The organism is Phenylobacterium sp. P4_E10, from assembly GCF_056401675.1.
The window spans coordinates 74,503-90,221 of sequence record NZ_JBFUIW010000007.1; the positions used below are offsets into that span (position 1 = coordinate 74,503).

At 69.3% G+C, this 15,719-nt stretch carries 17 protein-coding genes; 8 read left to right on the plus strand and 9 right to left on the minus strand.

What is annotated here, in order from left to right:
• Nucleotides 1–22: 22 nt before the first annotated feature.
• From AC1DQJ_RS10225 to AC1DQJ_RS10235, 3 genes are all read right to left on the minus strand, one after another.
• The gene (locus tag AC1DQJ_RS10225) at nucleotides 23–1,387 is read right to left on the minus strand and encodes an amidohydrolase family protein (protein WP_477602841.1); all 1,365 of its coding nucleotides are present in this window, start codon (nucleotides 1,385–1,387) and stop codon (nucleotides 23–25) included.
• Nucleotides 1,387–2,823 (minus strand): amidohydrolase, encoded by a 1,437-nt coding sequence (locus AC1DQJ_RS10230; RefSeq protein ID WP_477602843.1) that lies wholly within the window; start codon nucleotides 2,821–2,823, stop codon nucleotides 1,387–1,389. Before AC1DQJ_RS10230 ends, AC1DQJ_RS10225 begins: the two co-directional genes overlap by 1 nt.
• A gap of 255 nt (nucleotides 2,824–3,078) precedes the next feature.
• Nucleotides 3,079–3,570, minus strand: coding sequence for a DUF3617 domain-containing protein (locus tag AC1DQJ_RS10235; protein WP_477602845.1), 492 nt, complete (start codon nucleotides 3,568–3,570; stop codon nucleotides 3,079–3,081).
• A 161-nt stretch (nucleotides 3,571–3,731) separates the two neighbouring features.
• Here AC1DQJ_RS10235 and AC1DQJ_RS10240 point away from each other — a divergent pair, with 161 nt between their 5' ends.
• From AC1DQJ_RS10240 to AC1DQJ_RS10250, 3 genes are all read left to right on the plus strand, one after another.
• On the plus strand, nucleotides 3,732–4,205 hold the full coding sequence (locus AC1DQJ_RS10240; RefSeq protein ID WP_477602847.1) for a PaaI family thioesterase: 474 nt from the start codon (nucleotides 3,732–3,734) through the stop codon (nucleotides 4,203–4,205).
• Between the two features lie 4 nt (nucleotides 4,206–4,209).
• Nucleotides 4,210–5,274: an alpha/beta fold hydrolase gene (locus AC1DQJ_RS10245; protein ID WP_477602849.1), complete on the plus strand. Its 1,065-nt coding sequence runs from the start codon at nucleotides 4,210–4,212 to the stop codon at nucleotides 5,272–5,274.
• Nucleotides 5,275–5,351: 77 nt separating this feature from the next.
• Entirely contained in the window at nucleotides 5,352–5,582 is a 231-nt protein-coding gene (locus AC1DQJ_RS10250) for an aa3-type cytochrome c oxidase subunit IV (RefSeq protein WP_477602850.1), read from the plus strand.
• Nucleotides 5,583–5,642: 60 nt separating this feature from the next.
• Here the strand turns inward: AC1DQJ_RS10250 and AC1DQJ_RS10255 are convergent, their stop codons facing one another.
• Nucleotides 5,643–6,560, minus strand: coding sequence for a hypothetical protein (locus tag AC1DQJ_RS10255; protein WP_477602852.1), 918 nt, complete (start codon nucleotides 6,558–6,560; stop codon nucleotides 5,643–5,645).
• Nucleotides 6,561–6,807: 247 nt separating this feature from the next.
• Between AC1DQJ_RS10255 and AC1DQJ_RS10260 the strand changes: the two genes are divergently transcribed.
• The 4 genes from AC1DQJ_RS10260 to AC1DQJ_RS10275 all read left to right on the plus strand — a co-directional run bounded on the left by AC1DQJ_RS10260 (nucleotide 6,808) and on the right by AC1DQJ_RS10275 (nucleotide 10,780).
• Nucleotides 6,808–7,941: a Re/Si-specific NAD(P)(+) transhydrogenase subunit alpha gene (locus tag AC1DQJ_RS10260; protein WP_477602854.1), complete on the plus strand. Its 1,134-nt coding sequence runs from the start codon at nucleotides 6,808–6,810 to the stop codon at nucleotides 7,939–7,941.
• Between the two features lie 14 nt (nucleotides 7,942–7,955).
• Complete coding sequence (locus AC1DQJ_RS10265; RefSeq protein ID WP_477602856.1) at nucleotides 7,956–8,273, plus strand: proton-translocating transhydrogenase family protein; 318 nt, start codon at nucleotides 7,956–7,958, stop codon at nucleotides 8,271–8,273.
• Between the two features lie 15 nt (nucleotides 8,274–8,288).
• A complete protein-coding gene (locus AC1DQJ_RS10270) occupies nucleotides 8,289–9,710 on the plus strand; it encodes an NAD(P)(+) transhydrogenase (Re/Si-specific) subunit beta (RefSeq protein WP_477602857.1) in 1,422 nt (473 codons plus the stop codon).
• A 305-nt stretch (nucleotides 9,711–10,015) separates the two neighbouring features.
• On the plus strand, nucleotides 10,016–10,780 hold the full coding sequence (locus tag AC1DQJ_RS10275; protein ID WP_477602859.1) for a M23 family metallopeptidase: 765 nt from the start codon (nucleotides 10,016–10,018) through the stop codon (nucleotides 10,778–10,780).
• Here AC1DQJ_RS10275 and AC1DQJ_RS10280 read toward each other — a convergent pair.
• Together AC1DQJ_RS10280 and AC1DQJ_RS10285 are read right to left on the minus strand one after the other, a co-directional pair.
• Entirely contained in the window at nucleotides 10,777–11,616 is an 840-nt protein-coding gene (locus AC1DQJ_RS10280; protein ID WP_477602861.1) for an alpha/beta hydrolase, read from the minus strand. The two genes, AC1DQJ_RS10275 and AC1DQJ_RS10280, sit on opposite strands and share 4 nt — an antisense overlap.
• 25 nt (nucleotides 11,617–11,641) lie before the next feature.
• The gene (locus AC1DQJ_RS10285) at nucleotides 11,642–12,046 is read right to left on the minus strand and encodes a hypothetical protein (RefSeq protein ID WP_477602863.1); all 405 of its coding nucleotides are present in this window, start codon (nucleotides 12,044–12,046) and stop codon (nucleotides 11,642–11,644) included.
• Nucleotides 12,047–12,148: 102 nt separating this feature from the next.
• Here AC1DQJ_RS10285 and AC1DQJ_RS10290 point away from each other — a divergent pair, with 102 nt between their 5' ends.
• Entirely contained in the window at nucleotides 12,149–12,982 is an 834-nt protein-coding gene (locus AC1DQJ_RS10290; RefSeq protein WP_477602865.1) for an alpha/beta fold hydrolase, read from the plus strand.
• Here the strand turns inward: AC1DQJ_RS10290 and tilS are convergent.
• From tilS to pal, 3 genes are all read right to left on the minus strand, one after another.
• Nucleotides 12,979–14,169, minus strand: coding sequence for a tRNA lysidine(34) synthetase TilS (tilS, locus tag AC1DQJ_RS10295; protein ID WP_477602867.1), 1,191 nt, complete (start codon nucleotides 14,167–14,169; stop codon nucleotides 12,979–12,981). The genes AC1DQJ_RS10290 and tilS overlap by 4 nt on opposite strands.
• Complete coding sequence (gene ybgF / locus AC1DQJ_RS10300) at nucleotides 14,157–14,984, minus strand: tol-pal system protein YbgF (RefSeq protein WP_477602869.1); 828 nt, start codon at nucleotides 14,982–14,984, stop codon at nucleotides 14,157–14,159. Before ybgF ends, tilS begins: the two co-directional genes overlap by 13 nt.
• A 125-nt stretch (nucleotides 14,985–15,109) precedes the next feature.
• A complete protein-coding gene (pal, locus tag AC1DQJ_RS10305; protein ID WP_477602871.1) occupies nucleotides 15,110–15,661 on the minus strand; it encodes a peptidoglycan-associated lipoprotein Pal in 552 nt (183 codons plus the stop codon).
• Nucleotides 15,662–15,719: the final 58 nt, after the last annotated feature.

Consider the following 15,719-nt stretch of genomic DNA (forward strand, 5'->3'; position numbering starts at 1 on the left):
AGGCCGATCACTGTGAGACGAACTAGTTCGAATAGGCCGGCGGGTAGGCGCCGCCGAGGGTCTTGTAGCGGTCGCGCAGTTCGATCTGGCGGGAGGTCATCGGCTGGCTTTGGCCGCGGATGAACACCGCAGTGGGCTGACTGAGCGGCTCGAAGGGGTCGCCGGTCCAGATCACCAGGTCGGCGTCCTTGCCGGGCTCCAACGAGCCGACCTGGTCGGCGACGCCGAAGATCTTGGCCGGATTGAGGGTCACCGCCGCCAGCGCCGCCGCATAGGGCATGCCGTAGGCCACGGCGTTGCCGGCGTTGTAGCGCAGCTCGCGGACGCGGTGGGCGCCGCCGGTCCCCTCGATAGCGACGGTCACGCCGGCGGCGTTGAGCCGGGCGGCGTTCTCGAGCGTCGAGCCCAGCACCTGGAAGCTTTCGGGGCGATCGCTGAGCGGATCCATGATCACCGGGACGCCGGCGGCGGCGATCTCGTGGGCCACCATCCAGCCCTCCTCGGCGCCGGAGAGGATCACCCTGACCTTCTCCTCGCGGGCGAACTGCAGCACGGCGCGGATGTCCGAGGCCTTGTGCACTACGGCGATGATCGGCATGCGGCCCTCGATCACCGGGATCAGGGCGTCAAGGTCGGCCTTCGACAACGCCAGTCCGCGCAGGCCGGCGCGGTCATAGGCGGCGCGGTTCTTCATGTAGTCGCGCACATCGCGGAAGGCGGCCTTGAGAGCGACGATCTGCGCCCCGCGGGCGCCGCCGGCCACATTGGCCCCGCCGTCGCCGAACCCCACCACCATGCCGACCTTGGCCTTGACCAGGATGTCGGAGGCCTCGCCCAGGTGGATCACCGCCGCCTGCCCGGCGAACAGCGCCGTCGACGTCGAGCCGCCGCCGTCGCCCGCGGTCATCAGCTCCTCGCCGTCGTCGTCGTGGAAGCTTCCGCCGCCGCCCCCGGCCGAGAGCGGGGTGACGATGGCGCGGGTGATCCCGGCCAGCCGCGCGACGGGGATCAGGGTCGATTGCGGATTGAGGCCGTACTGCACGTCGAAGGCCGCGCCGATGTCGGGATTGCTCACCGCCAGGTCGTCGCCGAGCGAGCGGACCTCGACCGCGCCCAGCAAGGCGTTGGAAGCGATGAAGCCGGGGGTGACGACGCCGCCCTTGGCGTCGATCACCCGTGTGCCGGGCGCGAAGGGCCGCATCCGGATGGTCGTCTGGTCCCAGACCGCAGCGATCTTGCCGTTCTCGATCACGACCAAGCCGTTGGCTATCTCGCCAGCCGGACCGGCGGTGAGGACGCGGGCGTTGGTGATGGCCACGGTCTCAGCGAGAACAGGCGTGGTGATGGCGACGGCGAGCGCCGCCAGACTGACTGCCAGCTTGCGCATCAGCGGTTGGCCCCCTGGCCGAGTTCGAAGTCGGATTTGGGCTGGAAGCGCGGGTCCTTGCGGTCGTAGGCGATCGCGCCGTCCAGATAGACCCGCTCGGCGCGGGCGTAGATCGACAGCGGGTTGTGGTCCCACAGCACCAGGTCGGCCCGCTTGCCGGGCTCCAGGCTGCCGACTTCCTGCTGCATGCCGATGGCCTTGGCCGGATTGAGGGTGATCCACCTGATGGCGTCGGCCTCGGTGATCTGCAGGCCCGCGGCGCGGCCGGCGGCGAGCGCCTCGGCGGCCTCCTGGTTCAAGCGTTGGGTGACGTCGGGATCGTCGGACTTGATGATCGCGCAGCCGCCGGCCGCGTGGATCAGCGGGGCGTTGGCCTCGATCGAATCCCAGGCCTCCAGCTTGGAACCCCACCAGTTGGCCCAGGTGGCGACGCAGATGTCTTCCTTGGCCAGGATGTCGGCGATCTTGTAGGCCTCCAGCGCGTGGTGGAAGGCGGTGATCTTGTAGCCGAACTCGCCCGCGATCCCGATCATCTGGACCATCTCGTCGGCCCGGTAGCAGTGGTTCTCGACGATGATCTCGCCCTTCAGGACCCCGGCCAGGGTCTCGAGCTGCAGGTCGCGCTTGGGCGGCTCGGCCTTTTCGCCCTTGTCGGCCTTGGCGCGGTACTCGTCCCACTTGCGGGCGTAGTCGGCGGCGTTGATCCAGGCGGTACGGTAGCCGGCGACATTGCCCATGCGGGTGGAGGGCGCGCGGTTGCGGCCGCCATAGACCCGCTTGGGGTTCTCGCCGCAGGCCATCTTCAGGCCATAGGGCGCGCCCGGGAACTTCATCTCCTGGACGGTGCGGGCCGGAATGTTGCGCAGGGTGACCGAGCGGCCGCCGATCAGGTTGCCCGAGCCGGGCAGCACCAGCAGGGTGGTGACGCCGCCGGCGCGGGCCCGGTTGAAGCCTGGATCCTGCGGCCAGACCGAGTGCTCGGCCCAGACCCCGGCGGTGTTGGGGTCGGTCAGCTCGTTACCGTCGGAGTGGGCCGGGACGGCGGGCGAGGGATAGACGCCGAGGTGCGAGTGCGCATCGATCAGGCCGGGGGTGATGAACTTCCCATTGGCGTCCACCATGTCGTAGGCGGCTGGCGGGACGATGGCGGCGCCGACCGCCTCGATCTTGCCGTCACGGATCAGCACGACGCCGTGCTCGATGCGCTCGCCGGTTCCGGTGAAGATGGTCGCGTCGACCAGGGCGGTCGGGCGGCTGGGCATGGGCCGGTAGGTCGAGGCGAACGGATCGCCGTTGCGGGCCGAGTCCAGGCCCTTGGGCAGCGGCTTTGGCTTGCTGGCTTCCGTCGCCGGCGTCTTGGCCGCCGGCCTGGTTGTGGCGCAGCCGCTCAGCGCCGCGGCGGCGACCAGGGCGATCGCCGTCTCCAATACTCGCATCCCCGAACACCCCCTGATTGCAGGGCGCGACGATAGGACGGAAGCCGCGGCGCAGGGAAGGCGGGGCGGCCCGAAATGCGACGGAAGCGGCTTAGCTGGGCGCCGATGCTCACCCCACTGGGGGAGCTGTCGGCCGGATGGCCGACTGAGGGGGACTTTGACTCCTTTTGGTCGAAGAGAGGTCCCCCTCCGTCTCGGCGCGTTGCGCCGAGCCACCTCCTCCCCCACGAGGGGAGGATCTAGAGTAGCGCGTACCTAGCAGTCGCCCAGGCGCTCGGCCGTGAGCTTCATGGTGGTTTGGCGCATGGCGGGGGTGGGGGCCGGGTCCATGACGGTGGTGGCCGTCATGGTGTAGCTGCTGTTGATGTCGCCGCTGATGCGGCTGTCGGTGGTGATCTTCATGCCGCCCTGGATGGTGCAGACGCTGCGGCCGACGATGTCGGCGCCTTCGCGGCGATAGGACTGCTCGGCGCAGTTGACGCCGGCCTGGTGCTTGGCGGCTTCCATCTCCTTGAAGGTGGTCTTGGCGACGCAGGTCTCGACGACCACCGGCTTGGGCGCGGCCGACAGCACCGTGGTCATCCGCCACTTGCCGGGCTTGGGGCCCTCGATGTCGGCGACGGCGGGGCCCGCTGGGGCCGGAGCAGCGACTTCCGGCGCGGCCGCGGTCTCGGTCTTGGCGGCTTCCTTCTTGGAGCAGCCGGCGGCCAGCAGGGCGACCAGGGCCAGGCTCATAGCGATACGCATGCGATCCTCCCAGATGTGATCCGACCACCTTAGAGGGTATCGGCGGAGGTTGAACGCCCGAAGTCCCGCTCGGGTCTCACTCAATGTAACCGGGCCGGCGAGCGGGCTGGGGCGCATCGACGCTTGCCATTTTTCAAACGCCCGTTCATCAGCATCGGGCGATGTCCGATGATCTGACCGAAGTCCAGGCCGCTGTCGTTCCCGACGGCTATGTAATCAATCTTTGGCAGCGCGGCTTCGGCCGCACGGTCGGGCCGTTCTATTCCAAACGGGATACGGCCACGAACGTGGAGACCATGGCGTTCCGGGTCGAGGAGCACCACGCCAACGGCATGAACAACTGCCACGGCGGCATGCTGATGAGCTTCGCCGACATGGCCTGGGGACGGGTGATCTCCAACCAGCGCGAGATCGGCTGGGTGACGGTGCGGCTGACCACCGACTTCCTCTCCGGCGCCCACATGGGCGAATGGATCGAGGGAGCCAGCGAGATCATCGCCGAACAGGACGATGTGTTCACCGTCCGCGGCCGGATCTGGTGCGGCGAGCGCACCCTGATCACCGGCACGGGCGTCTACAAGGGTATCCGCTCCATCTCGCGCAAGCCGGGCGAGCGGGAAGCACGAGGGGCGTAAAACCATGGCGATGGATCCAGCGATCAAGGAAGGCGCGCCGGTCGGCTATTATGACGACGACCGTCCGGTCCCCAGCGCGCCGGGCAGCCTGCCGCCGGAAGTCCAGGCGCCGCTGCTGCCGTTCCGCGGGCGTGAGCCCGACGCGCCGCAGTGGTTCCTCGACGCCATCGCCCAGGAGCCGGAGCGCAGCTTCGTCACCTCCAAGGGCAGCAAGATCGAGCTGCTGACCTGGGGCGAGGTCGGCAAGCCCGGCCTGCTGCTGGTGCACGGCAACTCGGCGCACGCCGACTGGTGGAGCTTCATCGCGCCGTATCTGGCGAGCGACTACCGCGTCGCCTCGATGTCGCTGGCCGGCATGGGCGCGTCGGACTGGCGCGAGACCTACGCCTTCCAGGACTTCGCCGAAGACGCCGAGGCCTGCGCGCGGGCCGCGGGGCTCTATGAGGCCGGGCTGCCGGTCTATGTCGGCCACTCGTTCGGCGGCTCGCAGGTGTTCTTCGCCGCCGCCGCGCATCCCGAGCGGATGAAGGCCGCGATCATGGTCGACGTGGGCTTTGGCGGCCCGCCGCCGCACAGCCCCGAGGGCAAGCGGATGATGGAGGAGCAGGCCAAGCGGGTCTCCAACATCCCGACGACCGATCGCGCCCAGAAGGTCTATCCGACCATCGCCGCGGCGCTGGCCCGGTTCCGCTTCATGCCGCCGCAGGTGGCGGGAAACCTGTTTGTAGCCGACTTCATCGCCCGCCGGTCGCTGAAGCGCGCGCCGTTGGAGGACGGTTCGGGCGAGGGCTGGGCCTGGCGGTTCGACCCGAACATGTGGAACAAGCTCGACCGCACGGCCATGAACAACATGATGGTCGGCGGCAAGCCGAAGGTGGACGTGCCGCTGGCCCACATCTTCGGCGACCGCTCGGTGATCATGACCCGGAAGACCGAGGGCCAGCAGACCCCGCTGCCCGACGACATCCTGGAGATCGCCATCCCCGATTCGGCCCACCACATCATGGTCGACCAGCCGCTGGCCCTGGTGGCGGCGCTGCGTTCGCTGCTGAAGGTGTGGCCGCGCTAGCTGGCCCTTGGCGCCCGGCTGCGGTTCGTGTAGTCCGGCGGCGACCGAATTTTCCTTGAGAGAGAGACGCCTAGGCCATGGCTTCCGAATATCACCGCGGCGACATGGACGTGCACGAGCAGACGGCGACCTACCACCTGTTCGTCATGATGGCGAAGTGGGGCTCGCTGGCCCTGGCGGCGCTGCTGATCTTCCTGGTGCTGGCCTTCTGCACCCAGACCAGCTTCCTCGGCAGCCTCGGCGTCGGCGTCATCGTTGCGGTCGGCGGCTTCTTCGTGCTGCGCGAGCACGGCGACGAAGAGCACTAAGCTCTCGCAAGAGATTGAAAAGGGCGGGCGCCGCGACGGCCCCGCCCTTTTTGCTGGGCGTTAGTCCAGCATCGCCTGGATGGACTTCAGGTCGAGCTCCCCGGCCGCGGCCTTGAGCTTGGGCTCAAGAATCTTGTGGCCGTGACCGCCGGGGACCGGGGTCGAGATCGCCACCAGCTGGATCGCCCCCTTGCGCGCGCCCTTGTCGAAATAGTCCGTGTTCAGGCGGACAAAGTAGGTGGCGTCGCTCTTTGAGCAGTCGCCGAAGCGCACCCGAAGGCGAGAGCTGTCGCAGGCTGGGGCGGCGCGCTCGGCCGGCGTCAGAGCGGCGAGGTCGGCGGCGATCTGCGGGTCCTGGACCTCCTTGGCCAGCCGCTGCAGATGCTCGGCCTTGGTGACGTAGACGAACGGCTTGCGGCCGGGCTTGGTGACCAGGATCACGTCGCGAACGCCGACCCGGAAGACCGGGAAGCCCTGTGCGTTGAGGGTCATCGTCGGCAGGTAGCGGGACTCATCCATGCCGCCGCCGTCGTTGTTGGCGTAGAGCGCGGTGAGGTTGTTGAACCGGATCTGGAAGGTCGGCCCCTCCAGGCGGCCCATATAGGCGCCGTTTGCGTCCGGCCTGGTTCCGGCCTCGAGGTCCAGCATTTGCGGGATCAGGGTGGCGCGGCCGATGAACGGGTTCGACTGCGGCAGTTCGGATGGCTGGCTGTCGATGGTCAGCGAGCGGGTGATCGAGAAGCCGTGCGGCTGCTGGAGCGTCGGCGTGGCCAGCACCTTTTCGACGATGGCGCCGGCCTTGGCGGTAAAGGCCTTCACTTCGGCGGGCGGCAGGGCGCCGATCACCTGGACGCTGAGCGGGGCGACCTTGCCCTTGGCGGCGGCGGAAGCGGCGCTCTGCTCGGCGTTGGCCGGCGCGGCCGCGGCGGCGGAAGCGGCGGCGAGGGCCGCGGTGAGGACGAGCGCAGTTCTTTTCACAGGTCACCGACTTTTTCTGAATTGAGCGGCGGACCGGTGGCGCGGAAGAGGTTGCGGGTCAGCAATCGTTCGACCGGAGCGAACGGCGCTTCGACCGGGACCGACGGCGGGTCGACCAAACCCGACGCAGGCGTGCAACAGCGTTCAAACAAATGTTTGAATGACACGGGTCCGTCGCTGGACAATGGATCGCGGCGGCCCCTATGGTCCGCCCAAGACCAGTAGAGGAAGGGGGAGCTACGCGCGCATGACTGTCATCGCCGTCACCAAGGAACGCCGCGCCGGGGAGACTCGCGTGGCTGCGACCCCCGAGACGGTGAAGAAGCTCATAGGAGCCGGCTTCTCCGTCATCGTGGAAGCTGGAGCCGGGGCCGCCGCCTTCTATCCCGACGCCGACTATGAAGCCGCTGGCGCGACGCTCGCCAAGACCGCGAAGGACGCCATCGGCAAGGCCGACGTGCTGTTCAAGGTGCGCAGCCCGGTCGACGAGGAGATCGCCGCGCTAAAGTCGGGCGCCATCGTCGCGGCCACGCTTAACCCCTATGTCGACAAGGACGCGCTGCAGGCGCTGGCCGCCAAGGGCGCGACCGCCTTCGCCATGGAGTTCGTGCCGCGGATCACCCGCGCGCAGGTGATGGACGTGCTGTCCTCGCAAGCCAACCTGGCCGGCTATCGCGCGGTCATCGAAGGCGCCGAGGCCTATGGCCGGGCCCTGCCGATGATGATGACCGCGGCCGGCACGGTCGCCGCCGCCAAGGTGTTCGTGATGGGCGTTGGCGTCGCCGGCCTGCAGGCGATCGCCACGGCGCGGCGCCTGGGCGCGGTGGTCACCGCCACCGACGTGCGCCCCGCCACCAAGGAGCAGGTCGAGAGCCTGGGCGCCAAGTTCCTGGCGGTCGAGGACGAGGAGTTCAAGAACGCCCAGACCGCAGGCGGCTATGCCAAGGAGATGAGCGCCGAGTACCAGGCCAAGCAGGCCGAACTGGTCACCAGCCACATCGCCAAGCAGGACATCGTCATCACCACCGCCCTGATCCCCGGCCGCCCGGCGCCCAAGCTGGTCAGCGCCGAACAGGTCGCTTCGATGCGGGCCGGCTCGGTGCTGGTCGACCTGGCCATCGAGCAGGGCGGCAATGTCGTCGGCGCCAAGCTCGGCGAGACCGTGGTCACCGCTAACGGGGCCAAGATTCTCGGCGCGCCCAACCTGCCGGGCCGCATCGCCACGGACGCTTCGGCGCTCTACGCCCGCAACCTGTTCGCCTTCGCCGGCCTGTTCCTCGACAAGGAGGGCAAGTTCGCTCCCGACTACGAGGACGAGATCCTGAAGGCCTCGCTCGTCACCAAGGGCGGCGCCGTCGTGCACCCGTCGCTGACCGCCTGATCGCTGGAGAAACCATGGAAGCCGTCGATCCTACTGTCTTCCGCCTGGCGATCTTCGTCCTGGCGATCTTCGTGGGCTACTACGTCGTCTGGAGCGTGACGCCCGCCCTGCACACCCCGCTGATGGCCGTCACCAACGCCATCTCCTCGGTGATCATCGTCGGCGCCCTGCTGGCCGCCGCGGCCAGCGGCGCGGACGGGGAGCTGACCAAGAACGTGCTGATCTCCAAGGGGGCCGGGGCCGTCGCCGCGGCCTTCGCGGCGGTCAACATCTTCGGCGGCTTCCTGGTCACCCAGCGCATGCTCGCCATGTACAAAAAGAAGCAGAAGTAAGGGGAGCGGGGGGACATGAACGCTAATCTCGCCGCCATCGCCTATATCGTCTCGGGCGTCCTCTTCATCCTGGCCCTGCGCGGCCTGTCCAGCCCGACCACCAGCCAGGCGGGCAACCGCAATGGCATGATCGGCATGGCCATCGCCGTCGGCACCGCGCTGCTGACCCTGCTCAGCCAGGGCAAGCTCGACGCGCTAACGCTGGGCCTGATCCTCGGCGGCGTCGCCATCGGCGGCGCGGTCGGCGCGGTGATCGCCCGCAAGGTCGCGATGACCTCGATGCCGCAGCTGGTCGCCGCCTTCCACAGCCTGGTCGGCATGGCCGCCTGCCTGGTGGCGGTCGCCGCCATCCACACGCCGGCCGCCTACGGCATCGTCGGCGAAGACGGCCTGGTGCACCTCAACTCGCTGATCGAGCTGAGCCTGGGCCTGGCCATCGGCGCCGTCACCTTCACCGGCTCGGTGATCGCCTTCGCCAAGCTGAACGGCAACATGTCCGGCGCGCCGATCCTGCTGCCGGCCCGCCACCTGCTGAACATCGTCATCGCCCTGGCCATTGTCGGCCTGATCGTGGTGCTGGTGGTGAGCGGCGGTCAGGCGCTGTGGGCGTTCTGGGCGATCTTCGCGCTCAGCCTGCTGATCGGCGTCACGCTGATCATTCCGATCGGCGGGGCCGACATGCCCGTCGTGGTGTCGATGCTGAACAGCTATTCCGGCTGGGCGGCGGCGGCGCTGGGCTTCACGCTCGAGAATGTCACCCTGATCATCACCGGAGCCCTGGTCGGTTCGTCCGGAGCGATCCTCAGCTACATCATGTGCAAGGGGATGAACCGCAGCTTCGTCTCGGTGATCCTCGGCGGCTTCGGGGCCGACGACAGCGCGGCGGCGGCCGGCGGCGGCAAGGCCGAAACCCGTCCGGTCAAGCAGGGCAGCGCCGAAGACGCGGCCTTCATCATGAAGAACGCCAGCAAGGTGATCATTGTCCCGGGCTACGGCATGGCCGTCTCCCAGGCGCAGCACGCCCTGCGCGAAATGGGCGACGTCCTGAAGGATGAGGGCGTCGAGGTGAAGTACGCCATTCACCCGGTCGCCGGGCGGATGCCGGGCCACATGAACGTGCTGCTGGCCGAAGCCAACGTCCCCTATGACGAGGTGTTCGAGCTGGAGGACATCAACTCGGAGTTCTCCACCGCCGACGTCGCCTTCGTGATTGGCGCCAACGACGTCACCAACCCGGCGGCCAAGACCGACCCGACCTCGGCGATCTACGGGATGCCGATCCTCGACGTCGAGAAGGCCCGCACCGTGCTATTCGTGAAGCGCGGCATGTCCTCGGGCTATGCCGGGGTCGAGAACGAGCTGTTCTTCCGCGACAACACGATGATGCTGTTTGGCGACGCCAAGAAGATGGTCGAGGGCATCCTCAAGGGCCTCTGATCGCCTGATCAGCCAAGACGCAACGAGGGCGCGCGCGGGGAACCGCCGCGCCCTTTTTGTGCCTGCAAATCCGCCCGCGACTGTCCGGACAATATAGTCAAGGTAGCGCCAGATTTTCGAAGATCAGGACGGCGATGGTTCCATGTGCGCGACAATGTGCGCAACATATCATGGTTCTCGATGACAATTTTTGGTCTAGAACAGCGCTCAATAGCTTCCCCGCAGGTCGGGGCGTCGCCGCAGCTCGATCGCATAACCTCTAGCGATCAGCAGTAGAGCTCGGCTGTACTGAAAGAGGTCTTTGCTTGAATTCGATCACTCAGGCCGCCCATAGCGGCATGCGGCATTTCTGGGTTGAAGGCCTGATCGCCACGGTCATGACCATGAGTGTCGTCACCGCCGCCTATGCGACCACCGTGATCTCGCCGGCCAAACCTGAGCGCGCCTATGTGCCGGCCCCGGTCGCAGCCGAACCGCCGCCGCCGCCCGAGCCGGAACCCGAATATGTGTTCGGCGAGCCGGTGCCGGGCCATGAGGTCAATTCGCCGTTCGGCCTGCGCCGCATGCCGTGGGAGAACCATGGCCGGCTGCACGAGGGCGTCGACATCGCCGCGCCGTCAGGCACCAAGGTTCTGGCGGTCGAGGACGGCGTCATCACCCAGGCCGGAAACAGCGCCTCCTATGGCCGGTTCGTCGAGGTGCGCCACGAGAACGGCCTGACCAGCTTCTACGCCCACCTTGGCCGGGTCGAACGCGGCGCTCGGGCCGGCGTGGCCGTCACCGCCGGGACGCCGATCGGGCGGATCGGCTCCAGCGGCACCTCGACCGGCCCTCACCTGCACTTCGAGATCCGCCGCGGCGAGCGGCCGCTGAACCCGGTGGCCTTCATCGGCCACGAATTTGAGACGGCCCAGGACCTGCCGCTGAAGACCGCGGCCTTCTACTCCAAGAAGGTGCGGGTGGCGCAAGCCTCGAACGCCCCGGCCGGCAAGCGCGGCAAGGCGGCGAAGTCCGCGACCAAGACCGAAACCGGGCCGCGGCCCTACGCGACCCTGGCGGTGGCGGGCTAGCCCAGTCGCGCCTGCAGCCAGGCCAGCAGGTCGGCGACCACCTCGTCGCGGTTGGTCTCGTTGAGCATCTCGTGGCGGCCGCCCGAATAGACCTTGTCGGTCACCTGCAGGCCGCCGGTCCGATAGGTCTCGATCAGCGGGGCGAGGGCGGCCAGGCCATTGTTGATCGGATCCTGATCGCCCACGAACACGTAGACCGGAAAGCCGGGCTTCAGGTTGGAGGGCAGCGGCCCTGGCAGGGCCCGTCCGGCGAGGCCGTAGAACGAGGCCTGCGAGGCGTCGTTGAAACGAATGCCGCAGAAGGGGTCGGCGACGTAGACGTCCACCTCGGCCGGGTCGCGGCTCAGCCAGTCATAGGCGGTGCGCGGATTGGGGAACGCGCTGTTGGCGTCGCCCTGGCGGCGGGGGCCGGCGCCGGTGGTGCCCGAGAGCACCAGGCCGTCGATCAGGGCGGCGTGCTCGGCCATGTAGGCCTGGGAGAAGATCGCCCCCATCGAGTGGCCCATCAGGAAGAGCGGCAGGCCGGGGTTCTCGGCGCGGGCCAGCTTCGAGAGCTCGGCCATGTCGGAGATGCAGGCGGGCGCCCCGCCGGGACCGAAGTCGCCTAGGCCGGACATGCCGGAGGTCAGGCCATGGCCGCGGTGGTCGGCGGCGTAGACCACGAAGCCGGCGTCCATCAGCGGGGCAAGACGCTCACGGTAGCGGCCGGAGTGTTCCCCGGCGCCATGGGCGAGCTGCAGGAGAGCGCGGGCCGGGGCGCCAGTGCTCCAGCGGAAGCCGGCCAAGCCGGTTCCATCGGCGCCGGCATAGCGGAAACGGGTCTCGGTGACGGCCATGGCCAGTCCCTTCCTTGTTGATCGTCTAGCGCAGGCGCGGCTTGCCGAAGGCCCGGTCGGCGACGAAAGCGCCGAACAGGATAGCGGCCACGACGCTGGCCGCCATCCAGGCGGGGTGCTGAATGGTGGTCATGTTGAAGATCGCCAGGGCCAGGATCAGCAGGCTGACGATGCGGCCCGACCAGGCGCGGCGGCCGGCGACCAGATTGGCGGTCGTGCCGCCGGCAAGCGTGCCCAGGAACCAGGCCAGCAGCACGCCGATCTTGGCCTGAACGGGGATCTTGCTCATGGCGGTGGCGACCTGCGCGGGGTCCGTCAGGTTCACGCCCGGCGGCGGCGGGAAGATCGTGTGGCCCACGCCCTCGACCGCCAAAATCACGAGCATGGCGACGATGATCCCCAACACCACCCCCAAGATCACCCGCAACATGACGCACGCTCCTAGTTTCGCGGGCAACCTTTACTAGATTGGCGGGATGCTCAAGGTACTGCGATGACGGCCCAGCGCTTTCACCCCTCTCGGGGCCGGCTGGTGGATATCGGCGGACGGCGGATCAGGGCCGTGCAGGCTGGGCCGCATTCGGAACTGCCGCTCATCGTCCTGGAATGCGGCGCCTTCGGCTGCGCTGCCGACTGGGCGGTCGTGCAGGAACGACTGGCGGCGAAGGGGCTGCGCAGCCTGGCCTATGACCGCGCGGGCCTCGGCTATTCCGATCCGGGTCCCAAGCCGCGGGACGCGCGGGCCATCGCCGCTGACCTGGAGGCGCTGCTGGCCGAGCTGGGGGAGACGGGCGCGGTGATCTGGACCGGCCACTCGATGGCCGGGCTGATGGCGCGGACCTTCGTGCCGCGTAACCGCGAGCGAGTGCTGGGCGTGGTGCTGGTCGACGCGGTGACCCCGGAGATGATGGACGTACGCGCTACTGCGAGGGGCATCCACGCCTATCGCAGCGCCATGAAGCTGGTCGGGGCGTGGGCCGCGGCGGGCTTTATGCGGCCGGTCTCGCTGGTGATCGGCGATCTGATCGGGCTGGAGGGCGAGGCGCGGCTGGAAAAGCGCCGAGTCTACGGTTCGGCCGCGCACACCCGCTGGGCGGCGGAAGAGGTGCAGAGCTGGCCGCGGTCGGCGGCGATCGGCCGTGAGGCCGGGGCGTTCGATCCCGACCTGCCGGTGGCGGTGGTGACGGCCGGCGACCGTAAGGCCGCCTCGGGCCTGAAGGCGCTGCAGTCGGCGCCGGCCAAGGGCTCGCGTCGCAGCTATGTCGAGCATGTGAAGGGCGCCAACCACGCCAACCTGCTCGGCAAGGCGTTCGCCGACCCGGTGGTGCGCGGGGTCGAGCACGTGCTGGCGGCGGTCGGTCGCTAGACCAGCTCGCGGGTGATCGCCCCGCAGGCGGCCAGCAGCCGCTGCCGCGCCAAGGCGCGCCGCGGGGCCAGACCCTGTCCAATTTCGAACGGCAGGGCGGCGCGGGCCTTGACCGGGAAATGGCGCACTTCAGCGGCTTGATCGGGCGGCAGGCTTGCGGCGTGACCGGCGAGCGGCGTGATGGTCATGGCGCGCTCGGCGGCGATTTCGAAGCGCCCATCCCAGGCTGCGGTCTCGCCGGGCTTGATGTGAAGCGGCGGCAGGCCGGTGCGGGCGAGCTCTCCGGGTTCGCGCATGAAGCGCACCTGCTCGGCGTCGGCCTCGATCCGTGCGCCGGCTAGAGTGGCGACCAGCGGCGCGCCGCCCTGAAGAAGGGCCGCGACGCGGGCCAGGCGGTCGGCGCGCGGCGGCCGGCTGCTTCCGGCCGCACAGAGGCTGGCGATGGCGATGAAGCGTTCGGGCGGCGCCTGGCGGCCCAGATAAATGACGCCGGCCGCGTCGACTTCGGCGGTCCGCGCCAGGGCGGCCAGATCATCGCCGTCACCTAGGGCGGGCGATGCGTCCGGCGGAGCCGACGCGCGGGCGCGGGCGCGGGCGAAGCGCAGATCGTCATTGGACGGATCATCGATCCAGGATTCGCCATGGTCGGCGAGCCAGCCGCGGATATCCGGGCGGGAAAGGTGCAGCATCGGGCGCAGCAGGAAGAGCCCGCGACCCTCCGGCCAGACTGGCGAAGGCGCCCATTCGCGAGGCGAGGGCGTGGTGGAGCCCGCCTGACGCATGGCGGCGGCTTCGGCTAGGTCGCCCGCCGTATGACCGAGCAGGATCACCGAGGCGCCGTGCGCCCGGGCGGCGTTCGCCAGCAGGCGGTGGCGGGCCAGGCGCGCAGCGGCGGGCAGGCCGGCTGCGGGTTTCTCGCCCTCCCAGGCCAACGCCTGGAACGGCAGGCCAAGGCGTGCGGCCAGGGCGGCGCAGTCGGCGGTCCAGGCGCTGCTCTGCGGATTTAGCCGGTGGTCGACGGTGAGCACGACCAGGCGCCGGCCGTGGGCGCGAGCCCAGCTCTCGGTGGTCAGCAGCAGGGCGCGGGAGTCGCCGCCGCCGGACAGGCCGATGGCGATGGGCGCAGCGGCGGCCGGGGCGAGCCGCCGATCGAGGACCGCGTGGACTGTGGGCTCTAGGCCGCGCACTTGGCCTGGGTGCGGGCCTGGGCGGCGCGGGTCTGCACGGTGGTCGAGGCCTTGGGATAGCGCTTGGCCAACTCCGCCAGGGTCTGGCAGGCGTCGGCCGGCTTCTTCAGGGCGATCAGCGAGCGCGACAGCTCCAGCACCGCGTCGGGCGCCCAGTTGGTCGCCGGCCAGCCGCGGATGGCGGCGATGTAGGACCCGGCTGCGTCGGCGTGGGCGCCGCGGGCGGTCAGGGTCTTGCCGAGCCAGTAGCGGGCCTCGGGCGCCTTGGCGTTGTCGCCGTGATTGTCGACGAAGTCGCGGAAGCCGGCCTCGGCGGTGGCGTAGTCGCCCGCCACCATCGCCTGGCGCGATTGGGCGAAGGCTTCGGCAGCCGGCAGGCCGGCGGTCGGGGCCGGGCCGCCGACGAGGCCGCCCTCGGGCGCGGCGACGGTGGCGGCCAGGGACTGGCTCTCCAGGCTGGCGACGCGGTCGCTCAGCGCCCTGTTCTCGGCGCGCAGCGTCTCGGCGTCGCGCTTGGCGAGCTGGGCCTCGCGGGTGGCGGTCTCCAAATCGCCGGTCATGCGGGTCATCGACTGCTCGAGGTCGGCGATCCGGCGCGCGACCTCCTGCAGCTGGTAGTCGGTCTCTGCGGGCTGGACGACCACCGGCTTACCGGAGTCGCGGCCCTGGAAGACGATGGCGCGGAGCTCACGCATCACCTGTTCCATGCGGTCGAGCCGCTTGGCGTCGCGGGCGTCCAGCGGGTCCATGGGGACCTGGGCGGCAGCGGTCGTGGCGACGAGGGCGAGGGCGAGCGGCAGTGCGGCAAGCTTCATGGGCGTCATCATCTACAGGCCTGGACGGCCAAATTGGGGCTGTTCGCGCTCGAAGTCGAACCGAGTAGAGCGCAAATGAAAGAGGGGACCCGAAGGCCCCCTCCCGCAACACTCAAGCGACGGGCCTAGCGGGCGCCGGAGGTCAGCGCCGTGTGGGCGTTCCGGTTGCGCTGGTAGGACTCGTCGCTGGCGCCGGCGTCGATCGGGCGCTCCTTGCCGTAGGACACCGTCGAGACCCGCGAGGGCGAGACCCCGCGCGAGACCAGGTGCTCGCGCACCGAATTGGCGCGCCGCGAACCCAGCGCGAGGTTGTACTCGCGGGTGCCGCGTTCGTCGGCGTTGCCTTCGATGCGGATCTGGACGTTCGGGTAACGCTGCAGCCAGGCGGCCTGGGCGTCGAGCACAGGGGCCGCGTCGTCGCGGACGCTGTAGCTGTCGAGGTCGAAGAAGACCCGGTCGCCGACGTTCTGGGCGAAGTCCTGGGTCGAACCCGGGATGATCGACGAGGTGGCGGGCGGCGGGGCGGGCGCCGGCTGCGGAGCAGGCGCAGGGGCCGGCGCAGGCGTCGGTTCCGGCACGGGGCCCGGCTTTGGCTTTGAGGCGCAGGCGGTGACCGAGATGGCGGCGGCCGCGACAAGGGCCAGTCGAAGGGCGTGCTTGGTACTGAAGCTCTGCACGTTGGCTTCTCCTATTTAGAAATTACGACGACGGCGGTCCCCACAGCCAGTCTTTCGT

Coding starts and splice junctions, on each gene's coding strand:
- AC1DQJ_RS10260 (WP_477602854.1), top strand. CDS start 6,808: ATGACTGTCATCGCCGTCACCAAGGAACGCCGCGCCGGGGAGACTCGC.
- AC1DQJ_RS10285 (WP_477602863.1), bottom strand. CDS start 12,046: ATGTTGCGGGTGATCTTGGGGGTGGTGTTGGGGATCATCGTCGCCATG.
- AC1DQJ_RS10245 (WP_477602849.1), top strand. CDS start 4,210: ATGGCGATGGATCCAGCGATCAAGGAAGGCGCGCCGGTCGGCTATTAT.
- ybgF (WP_477602869.1), bottom strand. CDS start 14,984: ATGAAGCTTGCCGCACTGCCGCTCGCCCTCGCCCTCGTCGCCACGACC.
- AC1DQJ_RS10280 (WP_477602861.1), bottom strand. CDS start 11,616: ATGGCCGTCACCGAGACCCGTTTCCGCTATGCCGGCGCCGATGGAACC.
- AC1DQJ_RS10235 (WP_477602845.1), bottom strand. CDS start 3,570: ATGCGTATCGCTATGAGCCTGGCCCTGGTCGCCCTGCTGGCCGCCGGC.
- AC1DQJ_RS10240 (WP_477602847.1), top strand. CDS start 3,732: ATGTCCGATGATCTGACCGAAGTCCAGGCCGCTGTCGTTCCCGACGGC.
- AC1DQJ_RS10225 (WP_477602841.1), bottom strand. CDS start 1,387: ATGCGCAAGCTGGCAGTCAGTCTGGCGGCGCTCGCCGTCGCCATCACC.
- AC1DQJ_RS10230 (WP_477602843.1), bottom strand. CDS start 2,823: ATGCGAGTATTGGAGACGGCGATCGCCCTGGTCGCCGCCGCGGCGCTG.
- AC1DQJ_RS10250 (WP_477602850.1), top strand. CDS start 5,352: ATGGCTTCCGAATATCACCGCGGCGACATGGACGTGCACGAGCAGACG.
- AC1DQJ_RS10265 (WP_477602856.1), top strand. CDS start 7,956: ATGGAAGCCGTCGATCCTACTGTCTTCCGCCTGGCGATCTTCGTCCTG.
- AC1DQJ_RS10270 (WP_477602857.1), top strand. CDS start 8,289: ATGAACGCTAATCTCGCCGCCATCGCCTATATCGTCTCGGGCGTCCTC.